This is a genomic window from Okeanomitos corallinicola TIOX110 (genome assembly GCF_038050375.1).
GTDB lineage: Bacteria > Cyanobacteriota > Cyanobacteriia > Cyanobacteriales > Nostocaceae > Okeanomitos > Okeanomitos corallinicola.
This window is the reverse complement of sequence record NZ_CP150886.1, coordinates 4,202,814-4,221,074: the sequence shown is the minus strand read 5'-3', so window position 1 is coordinate 4,221,074 and position 18,261 is coordinate 4,202,814. Positions and strand designations below refer to the sequence as shown.

Annotated in this window: 20 protein-coding genes and 1 pseudogene; 7 read left to right on the top strand and 14 right to left on the bottom strand. The window is 34.6% G+C overall.

Annotated features, from left to right (window positions below):
- Positions 1–140 precede the first annotated feature (140 nt).
- The 5 genes from WJM97_RS18435 to WJM97_RS18415 all read left to right on the top strand — a co-directional run bounded on the left by WJM97_RS18435 (position 141) and on the right by WJM97_RS18415 (position 5,518).
- Positions 141–629 (top strand): hypothetical protein, encoded by a 489-nt coding sequence (locus tag WJM97_RS18435; protein WP_353930236.1) that lies wholly within the window; start codon positions 141–143, stop codon positions 627–629.
- A gap of 752 nt (positions 630–1,381) precedes the next feature.
- On the top strand, positions 1,382–2,731 hold the full coding sequence (mgtE, locus tag WJM97_RS18430) for a magnesium transporter (protein ID WP_353930235.1): 1,350 nt from the start codon (positions 1,382–1,384) through the stop codon (positions 2,729–2,731).
- A 100-nt stretch (positions 2,732–2,831) separates the two neighbouring features.
- Positions 2,832–3,536, top strand: a complete 705-nt coding sequence (locus WJM97_RS18425; RefSeq protein WP_353930234.1) for an SDR family oxidoreductase — start codon at positions 2,832–2,834, stop codon at positions 3,534–3,536.
- A gap of 136 nt (positions 3,537–3,672) precedes the next feature.
- A complete protein-coding gene (gene hppD / locus WJM97_RS18420; protein WP_353930233.1) occupies positions 3,673–4,749 on the top strand; it encodes a 4-hydroxyphenylpyruvate dioxygenase in 1,077 nt (358 codons plus the stop codon).
- An 88-nt stretch (positions 4,750–4,837) separates the two neighbouring features.
- Positions 4,838–5,518 (top strand): HAD family hydrolase, encoded by a 681-nt coding sequence (locus tag WJM97_RS18415; RefSeq protein WP_353930232.1) that lies wholly within the window; start codon positions 4,838–4,840, stop codon positions 5,516–5,518.
- Between the two features lie 41 nt (positions 5,519–5,559).
- Here the strand turns inward: WJM97_RS18415 and WJM97_RS18410 are convergent, their stop codons facing one another.
- Together WJM97_RS18410 and WJM97_RS18405 are read right to left on the bottom strand one after the other, a co-directional pair.
- A complete protein-coding gene (locus tag WJM97_RS18410) occupies positions 5,560–5,898 on the bottom strand; it encodes a hypothetical protein (protein ID WP_353930231.1) in 339 nt (112 codons plus the stop codon).
- A 191-nt stretch (positions 5,899–6,089) separates the two neighbouring features.
- Positions 6,090–6,491, bottom strand: coding sequence for a fasciclin domain-containing protein (locus WJM97_RS18405; RefSeq protein WP_353930230.1), 402 nt, complete (start codon positions 6,489–6,491; stop codon positions 6,090–6,092).
- A 121-nt stretch (positions 6,492–6,612) separates the two neighbouring features.
- On the opposite strand from WJM97_RS18405, the gene WJM97_RS18400 reads away from it, so the two are divergent.
- Positions 6,613–7,551: a putative 2-dehydropantoate 2-reductase gene (locus WJM97_RS18400; RefSeq protein ID WP_353930229.1), complete on the top strand. Its 939-nt coding sequence runs from the start codon at positions 6,613–6,615 to the stop codon at positions 7,549–7,551.
- A gap of 36 nt (positions 7,552–7,587) precedes the next feature.
- On the opposite strand, the gene WJM97_RS18395 is transcribed toward WJM97_RS18400, so the two are convergent.
- From WJM97_RS18395 to WJM97_RS18385, 3 genes are read right to left on the bottom strand one after another with little or no spacing between them, the layout of a single operon-like run.
- Positions 7,588–8,547: a hypothetical protein gene (locus tag WJM97_RS18395; RefSeq protein ID WP_353930228.1), complete on the bottom strand. Its 960-nt coding sequence runs from the start codon at positions 8,545–8,547 to the stop codon at positions 7,588–7,590.
- Between the two features lie 19 nt (positions 8,548–8,566).
- Complete coding sequence (locus WJM97_RS18390) at positions 8,567–9,271, bottom strand: actin-binding WH2 domain-containing protein (RefSeq protein WP_353930227.1); 705 nt, start codon at positions 9,269–9,271, stop codon at positions 8,567–8,569.
- Between the two features lie 26 nt (positions 9,272–9,297).
- Positions 9,298–10,839, bottom strand: coding sequence for an FAD-dependent oxidoreductase (locus WJM97_RS18385; protein WP_353930226.1), 1,542 nt, complete (start codon positions 10,837–10,839; stop codon positions 9,298–9,300).
- 515 nt (positions 10,840–11,354) lie between these two features.
- Between WJM97_RS18385 and WJM97_RS18380 the strand changes: the two genes are divergently transcribed.
- Entirely contained in the window at positions 11,355–11,906 is a 552-nt protein-coding gene (locus WJM97_RS18380; RefSeq protein ID WP_353930225.1) for a chorismate pyruvate-lyase family protein, read from the top strand.
- A gap of 91 nt (positions 11,907–11,997) precedes the next feature.
- Here the strand turns inward: WJM97_RS18380 and WJM97_RS18375 are convergent.
- The 9 genes and pseudogenes from WJM97_RS18375 to WJM97_RS18335 form a co-directional block, all read right to left on the bottom strand.
- Positions 11,998–12,108: pseudogene (locus WJM97_RS18375) on the bottom strand (transposase); the annotation flags it as partial.
- A gap of 321 nt (positions 12,109–12,429) precedes the next feature.
- A complete protein-coding gene (locus WJM97_RS18370; RefSeq protein ID WP_353930224.1) occupies positions 12,430–12,825 on the bottom strand; it encodes a hypothetical protein in 396 nt (131 codons plus the stop codon).
- Positions 12,826–12,853: 28 nt separating this feature from the next.
- Positions 12,854–13,303, bottom strand: a complete 450-nt coding sequence (locus WJM97_RS18365; RefSeq protein WP_353930223.1) for a hypothetical protein — start codon at positions 13,301–13,303, stop codon at positions 12,854–12,856.
- The gene (locus WJM97_RS18360) at positions 13,300–13,524 is read right to left on the bottom strand and encodes a hypothetical protein (protein WP_353930222.1); all 225 of its coding nucleotides are present in this window, start codon (positions 13,522–13,524) and stop codon (positions 13,300–13,302) included. The genes WJM97_RS18365 and WJM97_RS18360 overlap by 4 nt, the downstream gene beginning before the upstream one ends.
- Positions 13,525–13,709: 185 nt before the next feature.
- Positions 13,710–14,758, bottom strand: a protein-coding gene (locus tag WJM97_RS18355) for an IS630 family transposase (RefSeq protein WP_353930221.1) whose coding sequence is annotated in 2 segments (ribosomal slippage) — positions 13,710–14,363 and positions 14,366–14,758 — 1,047 coding nt in all. Because the reading frame shifts where the segments join, the coding sequence is not laid out codon by codon here.
- A 382-nt stretch (positions 14,759–15,140) separates the two neighbouring features.
- Positions 15,141–15,767 carry a hypothetical protein gene (locus WJM97_RS18350; protein ID WP_353930220.1) on the bottom strand — a complete coding sequence of 209 codons (627 nt, stop codon included), beginning with the start codon at positions 15,765–15,767 and terminating at the stop codon, positions 15,141–15,143.
- The gene (locus WJM97_RS18345; RefSeq protein WP_353930219.1) at positions 15,767–16,840 is read right to left on the bottom strand and encodes an RAMP superfamily CRISPR-associated protein; all 1,074 of its coding nucleotides are present in this window, start codon (positions 16,838–16,840) and stop codon (positions 15,767–15,769) included. The genes WJM97_RS18350 and WJM97_RS18345 overlap by 1 nt, the downstream gene beginning before the upstream one ends.
- 1 nt (position 16,841) lies before the next feature.
- Entirely contained in the window at positions 16,842–17,318 is a 477-nt protein-coding gene (locus WJM97_RS18340; protein ID WP_353930218.1) for a hypothetical protein, read from the bottom strand.
- On the bottom strand, positions 17,315–18,253 hold the full coding sequence (locus WJM97_RS18335; protein ID WP_353930217.1) for an RAMP superfamily CRISPR-associated protein: 939 nt from the start codon (positions 18,251–18,253) through the stop codon (positions 17,315–17,317). Before WJM97_RS18335 ends, WJM97_RS18340 begins: the two co-directional genes overlap by 4 nt.
- Positions 18,254–18,261: the final 8 nt, after the last annotated feature.

Below are 18,261 nucleotides of genomic sequence, written 5' to 3'. Positions count from 1 at the left end.
TTTTTTTAGATAGTAGTCAATATCTCCAAATTTTCTTCCCAGAAATCCGCTATCTTGAGAAAAGATTTAGACTAAAAATGCAGTTTTTTAATAAAACCAACAAATTTTTAAGTTTTGTTTAGTATTCCTGTTAACTAACAATGCCACCTAAGATAACAAATCCCGCTATATGGCAACAAGCTGAGATCCTCATGCAGCCAGCTTTTATTCGCGTTGTGGATAATATCCGTAAACATTTAGATGTATCTGATTGGCAAGGAACTTACCATGATGTACTAATTTGGCCAGCCTGTACAACTGATGAAACAAAAGGTATGGTGACACAGTTACTGGCAGAAATGGAAACTGCTACACCAACACAGCTACAAGAGATTAAGGAAAATCTTGCTCTTTTGCCGATGCCCCATCCAGGATACCATCTGCGCTTGCAACGTCAAGAACAGCAAGTAAACGTGGATTTATGGGATCTGTGTTATCAAGTGTGTTTTTTTAATTACACTCCAGAGAATATGGAAGTTGATATTGATACCAGTTTAATAGACGAATCAGGAGAAGTAGAGTGGCAACTTTTGGAAAATAAAACTAAGCAGTTAGTTCAACAGGTATTTGACAGTTTACCAGAGGGTTAATGTCTGGGGGGTGTGGGGTTTGGGGTGTTGTGGGGGATTATACAGGTTATCAGGGGTATGAGAAGTAGGGAGAGCTTTCGCTTGAGCGATACGTTTTTCCATAACTTGTGTGTAAGTCCTATTCATAAAAATGGGTTATTTTTGAATATCAAAATTACAGCATATTGCGGGGTAAATGAAGTACAAAAATTAATCACAAATCTTTGGATTCAAAGGTTTTTATTACTGAATACTGATAGTAGCTGAGTGTTTATGTAGTTAGTTGTACATTTAGTCATTATTTAGTCATTTTTTAGGTAATTTGTACTTTTATTTAATCAAACTAAATTTGATATTTGAACATGATTAAAATATCAGGTTACTAATTTTAAAAAAACGAAATAACAAAAACAATAACTAGATGTCAATTTACAAATATTTTGATTGTGTAAAGATTTCTAGTAAGATAGATTAATGGACTTGACATGGACTGTAACGGTAGTAGAATCTTTACATTGATCTACACAAAAGAGAAATCAAACCAACCAAATACATACCAGTGTATAATACTACCTAAAAAGAGTATTGTTTCTGTAAGGCTATCATATTCACCCATAATAGGGTAGGATGATAAACTAACGATTGCTTGGTAAAATTTTCATATTGAGTTTTTAAGAGTTTATGGACAAAAGTCCACCAGATGGCAGTAGTATCCTCCCCTAAGCTGGCGATTTAGTCTCCCAGCGAGGGGGAGACATTAGGAGGAATTTATTATGCTGACACAGGAAGTTCGCAATTCATTGGATGTTGCCGACCTCAATCAGTTAAAGTTGGATTTGAACCATTTGCAACCAGTGGATGTGGGAGAATATATTGCCCAATTACCTCAAAAACAAAGGGCGATCGCCTTTCGTTTACTAAATAAAGGTCGAGCGATAGATGTATTTGAATATTTACCGACAGAAGTACAAGAAGAACTTTTAAATTCTCTCCAAGATTTACAAGTTGTGAATCTGGTAGAAGAAATGAGTCCTGATGAAAGGGCATATTTATTTGATGAACTGCCAGCGGGAGTGGTAAAAAGATTAATTCAACAACTTAGCCCAGAAGAAAGACAAGCTACTGCAACTATTTTAGGTTATCCAGAAGGAACTGCTGGACGGGTAATGACTACTGAATATGTGCGGTTACAAGAAGGTTTAACTATTGGTGAAGCGTTAAATAAAATCCGTTTACAAGATGAAGATAAAGAGACAATTTACTACGCTTATGTCACAGACAATAATCGTAAATTAGTTAGTGTTGTTTCTTTGCGTCAATTATTATTTACTTTTCCCGATGTCTTAATTAAAGATATTGCCAGTTCTCATGTGGTGAAAGTGAAAACTGAAACCCTACAGGAAGAAGTTGCTAGAGTCATGCAACGTTATGATTTAATTGCTATTCCTGTAGTTGATAGAGAGGAAAGATTAGTAGGAATTATCACCATTGATGATGTCATTGATATTTTAGAAGAAGAAGCTACAGAGGACATCCAAAAATTAGGAGGTGTCAGTGGTGATGAAGAAGCTTTGTCCCCTGCTCATGTGACTATTAGAAAACGCTTACCTTGGTTATTGGGGATTATGGGATTGTATATTGGCGCTGCTAGTGCGATCGCTCCCTTTCAACAGGTAATTGCTGCTGTCCCGGTTTTAGCGGTGATTATGCCTATTTTTTCCAACACTGGGGGGACGGTAGGTATTCAAGCTTTAACAGTCACAATTCGTGGTTTAGGGGTAGGTGAAGTTACACCCAAGGACACGGGGAAAATTCTCCGTAAAGAACTACTCGCCGGTTTTGGTACTGCTGTTGTTTTATGTGTAACCATGATGTTACTTTCTCTAATTTGGGCTAAACCGGAAGAGAGATGGGTGGCTGTAGTAGCAGGTGTGGTGATGGCTACAAATACAATGATTGCTGTGAGCTTAGGTACTCTGTTACCAATAGGATTACAACGACTCAAGTTAGACCCTGCATTGATGAGTGGTCCGTTAGTAACTACCCTGTTGGATACTATTGGTTTTTTAACTTTTTTAAGTATTGTTTCTATTTCTTTAAATGTGTTCCATTTAACTCCTTAAAGGAGGCCGGGGGAGCAGTAGGAGATGAATAAACCAATACCCAACTCTCCATCTCCTGCTATACTTTGTAAAGAAATGTAAACAAAATTAAAACACAGTTATGCAGGATAAGGTTATTGTCATCGTTGGTGCTAGTGGTGGAATTGGTTCAGCTTTGACTCGTAAATTGGCAAATGTAGGGGCTAAATTAGTATTGGCTGCTAGGGATGGCATTAATTTAGCCACATTAGCAAATGAGTTATCGGGACGAGTGTTGACAGTTCCCACGGATATCACTCAACCTGAACAAGTAGAAGCATTAATACAAACAACTCTGGCACATTTTGGTCAAATTGATATTTTAGTCAATGCTGCTGGTTTAGGTATTCTTAAAGGATATAACAACATAGAACCAGCAGAATTAGAGAGAATTTTGGATCTGAATTTAAAAGGTAGCTTTTACACTTCTCAAGCAGCTGCCAAAGAAATGCAAAAACGCAAATCTGGTCATATCTGCAATATCGTGGGAATTTTGGGTAAACATTCCATGCCGATGGCTGCGGCTTATTCTGCTTCTAAATTTGGGGTTGTGGGTTTTAGTAAGTGTATGGCAGAAGAACTAAAACGCTTTGGTGTTAAGTTTACTCTCTTCTATTTTGGTGGTGTAGATTCTCCATTTTGGAATAACGTCAGTTTAAAAGTAGACAGAAGTAAAATGCTTAGTTGTGACACTGCGGCTGAGGCAATTTTCTATGCTTTATCTGCTGCACCTGAAGCTGTACCCATGGAAATTAATATTCAACCAGATAGTCATTTGTTCTTTTAACTACACAATATTCAAGGTGAATCTGCTACTGTGGATTCACAATTTTCAATCAGTACAAGTAAGTAAATTTATCAAATCAGGAAAAATTTGCAAATTGCACTGATAATAAAGCTGTTGCTCTGGAATTTCAGAAAATATGCTGCAAATTGATCACGTCCACTTCTATGTAGAAGATGCCCAAGGATGGCGCAATTGGTTTGTTAAATGTCTGGGTTTTCAAGCAGTAGTTAATTCCTCTTTCCCTACTTTTGGAAATCAGGAAAAGTCTTTTCACACTTGTACAGAAGTGGTAAAAAATGGCAATGTCTATTTCTTGCTATCTTCACCATTATTATCTACTAGCCCAGTGGCGGAGTTTTTGCGTCATCAACCTCCCGGTGTGGCGGATATAGCGTTTATGGTGACGGATGTGGAAGCAGCAACGGCAAAGGCTAAAGCTAATGGTGCAAAGATTTTACAACCTGTGAGGAATAGTGTATTTTGTAAATATTCCAAGGTTGCCGCTTGGGGTAGATTGACTCATTCTTTGATCGAAAGAAGTATTGATAATCGTCAGTTATCATGGAGAGATGAGGATAGTTTTACGGCTATAGATCATGTGGTTTTGAATGTACCTGCGGGTGATTTACAATCTGCTGTCAATTGGTACAGTTTGATTTTTGATTTTCAACCTCAGCAAAGTTTTAATATTCATACTGAACGTTCTGGTTTGCATAGTCAGGTGATGATTTCGGCTAATGGTAATGTACAATTGCCTATTAATGAACCATCTTCTCCTAATTCTCAAATTCAGGAATTTTTAGATGTAAATTGTGGTTCTGGTGTTCAACATATTGCTTTACGAACTCCAAATATAGTGAAGGCGATCGCTCATTTCCGGTCTGCTGGTTTATCTTTTCTTTCTGTCCCCGAAAGTTATTATTTACAATTACAACAGCGGTTAGAATTGCCTTTATCACATTCTGAATTACAAGCGATCGCTCAACAAGAAATTTTAGTTGACTCCCAGGAAGATGCACCTTTAGAAGCTTTACTATTACAGATTTTCACCCAACCGATTTTTAATGAACCTACATTTTTCTTTGAGTTTATAGAACGTCGTTCTCAAGCTGCTGGTTTTGGTGAAGGCAATTTTCGGGCTTTATTTACAGCTATTGAAAATGAACAGGTAAAACGGGGTTTTGTGAGGGAAGAGGTGACAGGTGACAGGTGACAGGTGACAGGTGAGAGTAAAGAAGTTTCTCATAATTTTCAGATCCCTATTTACTGAGATAATGAAAAAAAATTAACATTATCAACTAATGCTGAGACTAATTACTGATTTTGATGGTCCAATTATGGATGTTTCCGAGAGGTATTATCAAGTTTATCAATTGTGTTTGCAGAAAACCAAATATCCTGATCAAGAAGTGATAAAACTTTCTAAACCGGAATTTTGGCAACTCAAGCGATCGCACACTCCTGAAAAACAAATTGCTTTAAAATCAGGTTTGGATGCAAAACAAGCTGAGGAATTTACTAAAATTCGCAAGCAAACTGTACACACCCAACCATATTTTCAATATGATATTCCTGTTCCCGGTGCGATAGATGCTTTGTCTAAAGTACAACAAGCAGGAATTGATTTAGTGGTGATGACGATGCGTCGAGTCAGAGAATTAGACTATGCTGTTGATAAATATAATTTAGGGGAATTTTTCCCAGAAAACCGTCGTTATTGTTTGAGTAATGACTATGTAAAAACCCGTGATATTGAAGATAAACCATTGTTAATGGCCAAAGCTGTCAAAGAACTTCCTCCAGCTACTCAAACTTGGATGGTGGGAGACACAGAAGCAGATATTACAGCAGCTAAAAAACACGGTGTGAAAATGATAGCTGTAGAAAGTGGAATACGCGATCGCACACAATTAGAAATGTATCAACCTGATTTAATTCTTCCCGATTTAAAATCTGCTGTAGATTTAATTCTTTCTAAATAGCAGACATTAATCTATTTCCCAGTCTCAGACTGGGAATAATATTATCTACTGTATTTCCAAAAATAACCTAATTGTAGAGAATTTCTGCGCCAGATCATCATCACTAAATTAGTTAGTAAACAAGTAGTTGCTAAACCTAATAAAATATAGGTTGGTAGCATCACCACACCGATCACAAACCAAGTGTAAACGTGCAGCAACATTATACTAGCAAACATACTAGCAAACCCTACCGCTGGTAAGATTGGTAATGTGGGGCGGTTTAACACAGCGAGGATGATAGTTAACAATGTGGCTAGGATGTTTGCAGGTACAAGAAAAGTACAAATACCAGCACAATTAGCGCGGGAAAATTCAAATAAAGCAGTGAAATCAAGCATTAATTTTTGATGATAAGATTAGCTTATGATTATGAGTTTAACATTTATTTATTTACCTATATTTATCTTATCGTAATAGTGAGTAATCACATTGATTATTTTACATAATTTAAAGAATTCACTGCATTCAATCAACTAAAATCATCACATAAATAATTCAGAGATGGTGGACAAAGCCCACCATTGCTAAATTAACCCATTAAAATTACCGTATCAATTACGTGAATTATGCCATTATCAGCATCAATATCTGCTGCTAAAACTGTGGCATTTTTCACTTCAAAACCATCATCACAATTAATTTTAATCGGAGAACCTTCTACAGAAGTCACTGTACCCAATTTAGCCAAATCATCCTTGGTCAGCTTTCCTGGAACAACATGATAGGTTAAAATTCTGGTTAGCTGAGGAATATTCTGTAGCAAAGTTGTAATTGTACCAGGTGGTAACTTCGCAAAAGCATCATCCGTAGGTGCAAAGACTGTAAAAGGCCCTGGACTTTTCAAGGTTTCTACTAAACCAGCAGCTTGTACCGCAGCTACCAGAGTGTTAAACGAATCATTACTAACTGCAATATCAACAATATCAGCCATTAATGTCACCTCATATCTACCAATAGTTCTAAAGAATAGTAAATCATGTTTAAGTTTTATAAACTTCAAATCCTGGTAAAATAACAATTTATGACTTTATTAAGATTCATTAATAGATAAAATGGGCAATTTAAGTTATGCAATTCTAGGAACTGGCGCGTTAGGCGGTTTTTATGGTGCTAAACTGCAAAAAGCTGGTAATGAAGTTCACTTTTTACTGAACAGTGATTATCAACAAGTTAGTCAAAATGGTTTAATAGTCGAATCAAAAGATGGTGACTTTCTACTTCCGCAAGTCAACGCATACAACAATGTAAATAAAATGCCAAGCTGTGATGTGGTAGTAGTGGCATTGAAAACAACACAAAACCATTTATTAACGCAAATTGTACCACCAGTTGTCAAGAATAATGGCATAGTATTAGTATTACAAAATGGTTTAGGAATAGAAACAGAAGTAGTCCAAATTGTTAATAATGTCACAGTCATAGGTGGTTTATGTTTTCTTTGTTCTAACAAAGTTGGCGCAGGACATATTCATCATTTAGACTATGGAAAAATTACGTTGGGTGAATATGCTTTAAATTATCATCCCGTGGGAATTACAGCAAGAATGAGGGCAATTGCGAAAGATTTTGAAAATGCTGGTATTGAAATAGAATTAACAGAAGATTTATTATTAGGACGTTGGAAAAAACTGGTTTGGAATATTCCTTACAATGGTTTATCTGTAATTCTGGATGCGACAACAGATGAATTAATGACAAATTTGTACACGCGGACATTAGTTGAACAATTGATGTTTGAAGTACAATTAGGGGCAAAAAGTACAGGGAGGATACTTCCTGATAGTTTTATTCACACCATGCTGGAATACACTGTAAACATGAAACCCTATCGCACCAGCATGAAAATAGATTTTGATGAAAACCGCCCTTTAGAAGTAGAAGCAATAGTTGGCAACCCACTAAGAATAGCAGCAGCAAATGATTTCAGTTTACCCTTAATTCGTTGTTTATATCAACAGTTGAAATTTTTAGATAGAAGAAATAGTTTGTAGTTGAGCTTTAGTTCAAAATTAACTAAAAATTGGGAATTATTTACCTCCTAATATTTGAGAAATAGCATTAATAACATCTAAATAAAAGTTACCTTGGATGGTGCGAAATAACTGAAAATCAGTACCAGGTGAACCAAAGAAAGGACGCAAAAACCATCCTAATTGCACACCAACAAAACCATAAAGAAATAACCAGGATCTTAAAATTGTGGTTCTGGTTTTTTTACCAACTTCATCATTTTTAGTAGTTAATTTTTTCGGCTGATGTGGTTTATTCTCAGGAATTAACTTGAGTTCATTTTCATAGACTAACTGTATTTCTTGATTTCCATATTCATTGTCAGTATCATATTCTTCATTTTTAGGAAGTAGTTGCATTTCTCTATTTTTATAATCTTCTGAAAGTAACTGTATTTCTTGATTTTCATATTCATTGTCAGTATCATATTCTTCATTTTTAGGAAGTAACTGCATTCCTCTATCTTTATAATCTTCTGAAAGTAACTGCATTCCTTCATAGAGAAACTTAACTCCAAAAACACCTGTAATTCCAAAGATTACAACATTTAATAATTTAAAAAACTGATAAGAATTAGGTGCTGTGATCATAAATAAAAGTGTCACAGGTGCTAAACTAAACAACAACACACTAATTACAGAAACCGCTGTCAGCAAGATGACAAAATGCTGTTTAGCTGTACTCCGAGAACCAAACAAAATATTAAAAAAGAACAGAGTTGGAAAGCAAATAATGAGGGTTAATAAGTAAAAAATTGGGAGTTTAATGATTGAAGATAAAGATTGCATCCAACTGTGAGATGCACCAATAATTCCCCCATAAATAGCGAAAAATATGGAACTGGTGACAAACAAAGAACTGATTTTACTTTGTAATCTAACTTCTTGACGAATTTCCTCTAAAAAACCTTGACGGTCGCGTAACAAACTCATCAAAACACTAAAGTGCTGCTGGACATAATTTTGCTGGTTAATCATTGTTATTACCCCTGATTATTTAACGAAATCCTAAAATATAACCGATAGATTGTAAAATACTTAAATAAAAGCTTCCTTCCCTTTCTCTAAACAATTGAAACACCGAATCTGGCACACCAAAAAAAGGTCTTAGTGTCCATCCTAGTTGACTACCAACAAAAGCATAAAGAAATAACCAACCCCTAATAATTCTAGTTCTAAGATCACTACCTTGGTTATCTTGTTCTAAAATGATCTTACTAGCATTATATAAAGAATAAACACCAATGAATCCGGTTAAGCCAAAAATGACTACATTTAACAAAATCAAAAATTGATAATTATTAATTGTAATCAGAAAAAATAGTGTAATTGGGGCAAAGCTAAATAACAGAACACTGGTGACAGAAACTGCTGTTAAAACTAAAGCAAAATGCTGTCCAAAAGTACGTCGAGAACCAAAAATGATATTAAAAAAATACAAAGTTGGTAGACATATTAGTAAGGTAATTAAATAAAGTCCAGGTAATTTCACCGCTGAAGATATAGCTTGCATCCAGCTATGATAAGCACCAATAATTCCGCCATAAATGGCAATAAATATGGAACTACAAACCAATAATGAAATAATTTTATGAGGTAATCTTACCCCTTGGCGGATTTCTTCCAGAAATATTTCCCGGTCTTGGAGTAAAGTAATTAGTACCCGAAAGTATTTTACCCTGATAGATTTATTTTCAATCATTACTATCCTCTGATTTTATTAATATTTTATTCTTTGTAATCCTTTCCTGAACCGAATTTCCAGCCATCTAGGCAACGATGCCAATAATATTGTTGATCTGTGGGCAGATTTTTTATTATTGGTTCTAACATAGAAACAACAGAAAATAAAAGAGTGAAAACAAATAAATTTACATAATTTAATGTCCAATCAATTAAATTCAACAAACCAACTTGGGGAATAATGTTAGCGACTAAGATAGGATGAGAAAAACCAGTTTTTAATAAAGTTTTGGTTAAAGCTGAAAACTGGACAATATCTTGTAAAAAAGGTTTTAAAACCGGAGTTCCTAATTTTTGCATTTCCTCAAATACAGCAGAGAGAAGTTGGTTAATTTGATCAGGGGGAATTTGTTGATTAGTTCCCACACTCATGGCTTTTTGAAATAACCAAGTTACACTCAAACTAGGTTGATAAGGTTGCAGAAGTGCTAAAGAGGAAAATGATAATTGATCAGTTTTTAATGCTTCTTCAATACCAAAAGTCAACCTTTCTAAATGACGAATCATTGCCCCAAAACCACCAAAACTTAAAGGTGATTGATTACCGCTACTATCTCCCAGTGCTAAAATATGATCCCAGGGAGTTTGTAGAGGACTTTGACGATAACTAGGAAAGAAACCAAACAACCCTCGTTTAAAATTTAATTGACTAATTTCTACACCTTGATACTCTGGTAACAGGTGCAAATATTCCTCAAATAAATCTTCTAAACTTAAACGCTGGGGTGCTGCATCCATATAGGTAAATAAATAAGTGGTTCTCCCATCCTTAGCAGGGAAAGCTTCCCAAAAATATTGACATTGATTTTTTAAAGCAGTGAAAGATAACAACAAATCCCCAGATTCATTTTCCGGAAAACCTTCGGCACAAGTTCCCACTACTAAACACAGTGCATCTGGTTTTTTCCCTTGACGTGCTTGTTTGCTAATGGGTGAAAAATGCCCCATTGCATCAAGTAATAATCTAGCTTTAAATTGATTATTAACTATGACTCCGTTGGGATGTATTACTACTTCCTGAAAAGGTGTGTTTTCCAATAACTTTCCTCCCGCAGCAAGAAAGCGAGTTTTTAAAGTCTCTAATAGATAAATCGGGTCTACTCCGATATTTAAAACATCTTTTACCCAAACTTCTGTACCACCAGTAAAACTAACTCGTGCAGGGTTATATTCTGTGACTATGGTGGTTTGTAGTTCGGTTTCTGTGAGTAGGTTGAGTTCAGTTAATACGGATAATTCTTGACGAGAAATATTCCATTCCTGTTCTCTTCCTCTTAAAATTCCTCTTTCTAATAGTGCTACTTTGACACCTCTAACGGCTAAAGCGCAACCAATCAAAATTCCCAATGTTCCACCGCAGATAATTACATCCCAGTCTACAGTGGTTAAAGGTTCAGGGTTTTGTTGGACTACTTCTGGGATAGTTTGATTATCTGTTCGCAGAGATGTTAAAATTTCGTCTGTGCGACGTAGGCTATTTAATACATTTCCAGGGAGTTGGGAAAGAATTTCTTCTGTTAAAGACATAATGATTAATTTGTGATAGTGTCATCTTAATTTTAAAAGAATATCTTCACCGTTTTTTATCTTGTTAGCAATACTTGGTAAAACCTACATATCATCGGAACTTTTCTGAAAATGTGTAACGGCTTTGCTGAATCCTGGGATGATTTCACTCAATTTAGAACGACTTTTCAATGCTTTTAATCGCCAATTCAGCCCGCATTTATGCAACGATAAATCTTTGTATTCTTTTTTTATACTTTCAAATTTAATTGGTCATGGTAGCCCATTCACTAACCTTTCTAAATTCACGTTTTTAATTGACTGTAAGATGTTCACCAAAACGAAAATTTTGAAGAACAGATATTCTGCTAGACTCAATTGACTTTTTAAGTGCTTTTGATAAAATAAAGGTAACATTTTCATTCTTATTGCTCTTATTGACAATAGCTGACCTATCTTTTTTTACCATAAATCGTCACATTCTTTACACTGTCTTGTTATAGTAAATAAACCTCAAAGTAAATAAACCTCAAAGCATGAAACAAGATTTACCAAAAATATTAAATAGTAATCAGATAGTCTGGTCTGATCTGAATTTTCTGCAAAGAATTATCTTAACCAATGATGGCACATTAACAAGTGTATTAGAACAGTATTTAGGAGAAAGAATACAATTAGTTAAAATTTCTGAATCAATTAATACTAATAATCAAAATCTCCCAGATTTAGAATTAGAAATAGGCAGCGAAATAATTGATCGATCAATTCTTTTACAAGGTACAAATAGCCAGAAAAATTTTGTTTATGCAGAATCTAAAATTATTCTAGAAAGGCTAGACGAAAATTTTAGAACCCAATTATTAACCTCTAAAACAACCATAGGTAGACTGTGGATAGAATTCCGGTTAGAAACCTTTAAAGAAATAATTTCTATTGGCAAAGAACCAGCCCAAGAACTATCAGATTATTTTGTAGATACTACTCCAGACACCCCATTACTTTTTAGGACTTATCGAGTTTTTGCTAATCGCCAACCCATTATGATCATTACAGAAAAATTTCCAGAAAAATATTTTCTACTCAATTGATATCTACAGTACATGAATAAAAAATAAAATAAAAATTATTGGCTTTTCGGTAGTTCTTATACTGAACTTTTAAATAAAAAAAACAATTTAATCAACATCTAATTCGGAAATTTTCAAAGTTTCTAAATCCATACCCAAAACCTTTAATCAGCTTCAGCTTATTATTAATTCCTTCAACAGTACCAACGGTTGTCCTGGTTTCCCATTCCATATAGAGTTGGCTGGATTATTTCTTGTGTTCGTCCGCTTAAAATTGCAATTGGCTTACGTAGTCAACAGTAATTTAACCAACTTTATTTATGTCAGGCTGGTTTTTTATTTTTTAAGCAGAATTTGGCTAGTTAGTAGTTTTAATCCCCTTGCGGGGAAGAGAGATGGGATAGGAATTAATGTAATTAATTATCCAGCATCTCACGGATTGGTTTATCCGTCTCCTGATGGAGTTTATATGGTAACAGTAGTGGACTGTTAGTCAGTATATAACGGATGTTAGTTTCCGTCCCCTTGCGAGGATTTTAATATCTCAGATACCTAATATTTCCCTAATTTGCTGTACTCTTTGAAAAGATTCTCTAACCTTAAATTTATCCTGAGTGTAATATACTTTTGCATTAGTAGTCAGATTTTGGAGATATCTGGCTTTCCGGCTCTCATCCTCTAAATCTTGATAAACTTTCCTTAAGTTGCGATTTTTTAGTTGGCTTGCTAGTCCTATCACATAATTGCGACGACGCTCATGAGGAGATTTTCCAGGATATTCCTGTTCTATATCAGATCCTCTAACACAAGCATAGTATTCTACACAGTGCAGTGCTGCGTAAAAACATATAGTTACAGCCCAGTCTGGAAAAGTATTTTCAAGGCTTTTTGCTGCCTGTTCATTGCTTTTAGCTTGTTGAAGGTAGTGATCACAAGTCATTTTTATATAAACACTTGATTAGAGATAATTAACTCACAACTAGGTTGAGATGAAAGCTGGCAAAACTTTTTAAGTGATAGGAATCATTAACTATCTTTGAAGCATCTCGAATGAGTGAAAGCTTATCAACTACTACAGCATGAAAGTACCAGTCTTCAGTAGATTTATCCCTTAACATCCATTCACAATCAATTACCATATCTTGCACTTTATCCCAGGCTTCAGATGATAACTGAGTATCTGGATATAACTGTAATTCAAACTCAATCCAATGTTTATCTGGATAGTTTGGAGCTATAGCTTGTACTCTTTTTACATGGGTTACTTTAGATAATTTTCTTACCAAGTCATTGATTTCAGAAACGGCATCATGACTTTTTTGGCTAATTAAGTTTAGGTCAGATGAACGAAATTTACTCCAAGCAGTAGGTTGAAAAATTTTTATTGCGTGATTGCGTTTAGATGTTGAATTAGTCATTCTTCTTCCTTCAGGAATTCATTTAGACGATTTCTTAAAAAAGCAGCTTGTTGTCGAGTAAATGCAAAGTTAGCTATTGGGTTTACCGAGGAATCAGATTCTTGATTCTCTATAAATGGATTATCTGAAAGTATTCCTGCTATTAAAATACCATCTTCACTGTCGATTGCGATTCTCATACCTGTGACTAAATATACTTTATTTTTTGTTTGTTCACTCATAATTTGCTCTTTCACTCAATGTTGGTTGTTTTAAAAAAGGGAGAGAAAACATAGTTAGTAAAGACTAGTTTTAGCAACTCCCTTTATTTTAGGCAAGTTTCTAGTTTTTAGTAGAACTTGACTAAAAAATAAATAAAATAAGTAGGTTAACAGAAAAATTTAAAGGTATGTAAAGAAAAGTTAACCTAATTGGCTTTGTTAAATTTAGTACGTTCTGTCCGGTGTTTTCCTTTTTTACCTCTGGTTTCAACACCATCCATAACTGCATACGCTAGTTCTAATTCATCCTCAAACATTTTTCCAGCAATTTCATCTCGTTTAAGATGTTGCCATTCTAATTCAATTGGATTCATTTCCGAGCAATATTTAGGAAGGAAAAACATATATAAACCCATTTGTTCCCACTTTGTCCATAATGCCTGAACTTCTTTACAACAATGTATTCGTCCATTATCTTGAACTATGACTCTCATTCGTTTACTTTCAGATGCTTCTTGCGCCTCTTGTTCCATCATTTTGATGTAAGAACTGCGCTTAACTCCTCCAATTACTAGACCATAAATAAAGCTAATTAATGGCTGAAATAGCCCAATAATACTGATTCTGCGTCCACGTCTTTTTGTTTGTTCGAGCTTTTTTTGTTCTCCTTTTTGATAGTATGTATAACCTGAATCACTCCAAGCTGAAAATCCTGATTCATCCAAATATTTTAGGTCTATTTCTCCACTAGCCGCAGCCAGTTCTAACATATCCATATCTGCTTGTTTATTTGCACGAGTCACTGGATCTTGTTTTGCTTGATGACTTATTCTTATCCGCTTCCAAATCACCCCTTTTTTTTTAGTCCCCGTCTGATTGTGTTGGTACTTACTTTTATCCCACGCTCTTTATCCAGTTTTTCTGCTAATTGCTTACTGTTATAAGTTTGTGCTTCTTCTTTCAAGCATTTTTCTAAATATTCAATGTCAGCTTCCACCAATTTTGGCTTTCTCCCTCGACCTGGTAACTCATGGAGTCCTTCTATTCCTTCTTTTTCCCACTTATTCAACACGACTCTTACTGTTTGCTCTCCCCAATCAAAGTGAGCCGCTATTTTTTCCACATACCAACCATCTGCATTTAATCTGATTACTTCAGCTCTATCTTTTACTTTCTGCGGTACTTTCGCTGTTCTCAGGTCAAACAACTCTCTATCTTGTTTTTTTGTCAGGAATATCCTTAACCTTGACCCCATATTTACATCACCCTAATATATGTTTTTCCGTATTTACTTATCTTTACACACCTTTAATTTTTTTTGTTTACCTACTTACTATATTGCATAGTATTTTAAATCTGAATATCTATTCTCATCGTAAAAGAAATGATACTTATTGAAATAACTGGACTGGCTTTGGTAAGTATATTTGCACACTGGTTCTGAGCATATACTGACTATTAGTCGACTACTGTTGGTCTTAAGATAGACCTTCTTTGATTCATTCATAAAGTATGATCCTCTCTATAATTTGATTTCTACTATGCAATTTTAGCACTTTTAAAGTAGAAAAAACAACTATATCAGTCCTAAGTAGGGTCATATAGCAAACATTTGATAACGACTACTAATCATTGGTTTAATCAATCAACCTAACCTTTTTGATACTTCCATCATCTTTAAGTTCTAAAATCTCCACCCGTACCACCTGTCCCTCATTTAAAGAAGCTGCTTTTTTCGGTTCTTTCTGAGTCAACTTAATAGTTCCCAAAATCTCATAAGTGACCCTATTTCCCTTAATTGCAGTTATTGTAGCTTCTATAACTTGATCAATTTCAAACTTATTGTTACTAATAACTTCGGCAATTTCCGCTTGACGTTCAGAAATTTCTGCAACCTCAGAAACAGAGATTTCCTCAATCGGACTAACTTTGTAATATCGCATCAAACGCATAGCCCAACCTAGTATTTTTAACATAGTTTGGCTGTTATTTTGTTGATTTTGTAGATATTGATTACAGGCATTTTCTATACTGCGATAGAAACCTGCGGTGCGGCCACTGTGTCCAATTTGTCTACCATGATTTACAAGAGTTTTCAGGTAACTAAAAAATCTCTTTCCTGCATCAGGTTCATTAATAATACTCCGCAGATATGCAATTACTTTTCCGACTTCGTTAACATCAGTTTCCTCTTTAACCAAAGTTATGGCTAAATTATGTGCAAGCTGGGATTCTGTTTCTGTTAAAGATTCTGTGGTTGACATTAATACATTCCTTCTGGTGATTCTCTGTCAGTTGGGTAACGTAAAACTTCTGCAAGTTGTTGGAGTTGGGGAGTTTGTATAAGTTGAGAATGTGCAGTTTTGATTTGGGTTTGGATGAATTTTTTTAGGGTTTCTCCGTTGAGAAAATGATCCTGATTAGGAGTATAATTAGAATAGTGCGATCGCAAATCATCAATATTTTGTAATATCTTAGCTTGGGAAATTTCTACAGTCATTGTTCCCATCCCAATCGGTTTACCACCACCAATTTTTAAAGCTATGGGATAATTAGCATCTTGTCCCAGAATAATAAATAATGTTCCTAATTCTTCGGGTTTGAGGTTTTTAAATTGCAATTGAGTTGTAAAAGTGTATTCTTTTGCAGCTTGTTGAACTGGAGTTCCTTGATTTTCTCCTTTTTCAATAGCGCGAATTGTATGATAATAAAATTTGCGTCCAGCTACTTTTCCTCTGGTGTTAAAATACGCGCTTCCGGGTTCAGGTCGGGGACGATACAAGGATGGCATAAATCCTGTATTAAAACCGATATTTTCACATTTAGCGTCATTAAATTCAATTAATCCTTGCCAATTTAAAGCACCAAATACTTGACTAGCGGGACATAATTCTTGTTTATTTTTACAAGGTAATCTTTCGTTGGGTATTTTATCTCGATATCTTGAAGTAACTACCGCAAGAGTGCTATTTGTAATCGCTTCATACACAGAACGAATACAACCTTTAAGAGAACTTCCTTGAATTAAAAGATGTTTATCAATTCCTTGTACCATTGTTTTAATTAAAGGTACACGAGCTGCAATATCACTACCAAGGGAAGTTACACCAGTAGAAATATGCAGTGAAGTTTTAACTTTTAGAGTTAAAAATAAAATCCCATGCAAAAGATTTTTATCAAATTTATCATGTCCAACTGGATTTTTTAAATTTGGTCTTTCCTGTGGAAAGGAAACAAACTGATAAGGTTTAGATGTACTATTTATATTTTCATCATTAGGGATAGGAGATTGAGCAGGTAGTGGTTTTCTGGGTTTAGGTTTTGGTGTATTTGTCATTTTATTTAACTGTTAATGCGACAAAATGAATAGTTGCTGTATCAGCATTTTGGAAATATCTTTGTTTGATTTCTATATCTTTGGGATTGAGAGATTCATCATTCTCATCTTTAAAAATGAAACCTTTGGGAAACCTTGGTTCTTCTGGATTATACCAAACAGCATTTCTATCACAAATTTTCCACTTACCTGTTAATTGTTCAAAATTTTCTAAATTCAATTCCTGTTTACTCAAAACTAAGACTTCATAACCAGATTTAATTTTTTTCCATCGCATTTCACAGATAGAATTAAAAACCTGTCCTTCTATTTCTTCTATCTTATCAGGTGATTTTTGACAAATTCCACTCACGCAATGAGAATAGCGTAGAAAATAATAACTTGGAGATTGAGAAACGTAAGTAATTAAAGTCTTGAGGTTTTCAGGTAATACCAATTTTCTATGATAGACATACCCTGGTTTTAGTTCTTGAGTCATGCTTTCAAAACCTCACCCCAAACATTAACAGCACGTTCAAATAAATCTTTTACACCTGAATTAGTATTATTTCCCCATGTCAATTTGACACCAATATTGAATTCCATTGACTCAGCAAAACCTTCGGAATCTTTTTTGTCTGGTTTTTTAAAACCATATTTTTTAGCTTCATCATCTGTTAAAAATTCACCAACACCCAAAAGAGAATTAGTATCCCATTCTTGTGAATTTCCTAGTTGATGAATTTTGCTATTTTCAGTATCGAGTTGACATCCTGGATACTGGACAACTGCTTGATTTAAGTTTACTTTTACAGTTCCTAAACCGCGAGATTTAGCAAAACCTAAACCAAACCAACCATCATTTAAATCACGTAACACCAAACCAATTAAACCTAATTGTGCAAGGGTGAAATTTTTTAAATGTATTTTGGTTTTAAATTCTCCCGCAGTACAGACTTGATAATTGAAGGGTCCGACAGCAACAGAACCAAATACTCTATCTATTGCGACACCATTTCTTTCTTCTAATCTTACTTTTTGGATATCTACGGGATAAGCATCTTCTATTCTCATTCTACTAGCAATTGATGTATTACCAAAGATTTGATCTGTAAATGATGATTGTTTATATATTTCGTGATTTGATAATTTTTCAGGTAAATAATTACCTTTCATTGGGTCACTTGCCCAAATTTTGTTAGTATTATTATCACTACCTACGGTTCTAACAATACGTTCAGCATGAGCGCGAATTGCACCTTTTAAACTGCTTCCTGGTAAGTAAATTGACCATCCATTCTTATGAAATGTTTCAACAAATGCCATATCGGGATTTGTGGGGTCTGCACCTTCTTTTCCAGATTTTATAAGTATCGGTCCATTGGGAATAATGCTTAAATCTATGGTGCAATGATTGACAAGTTTTTTGTGCATAATTTTAA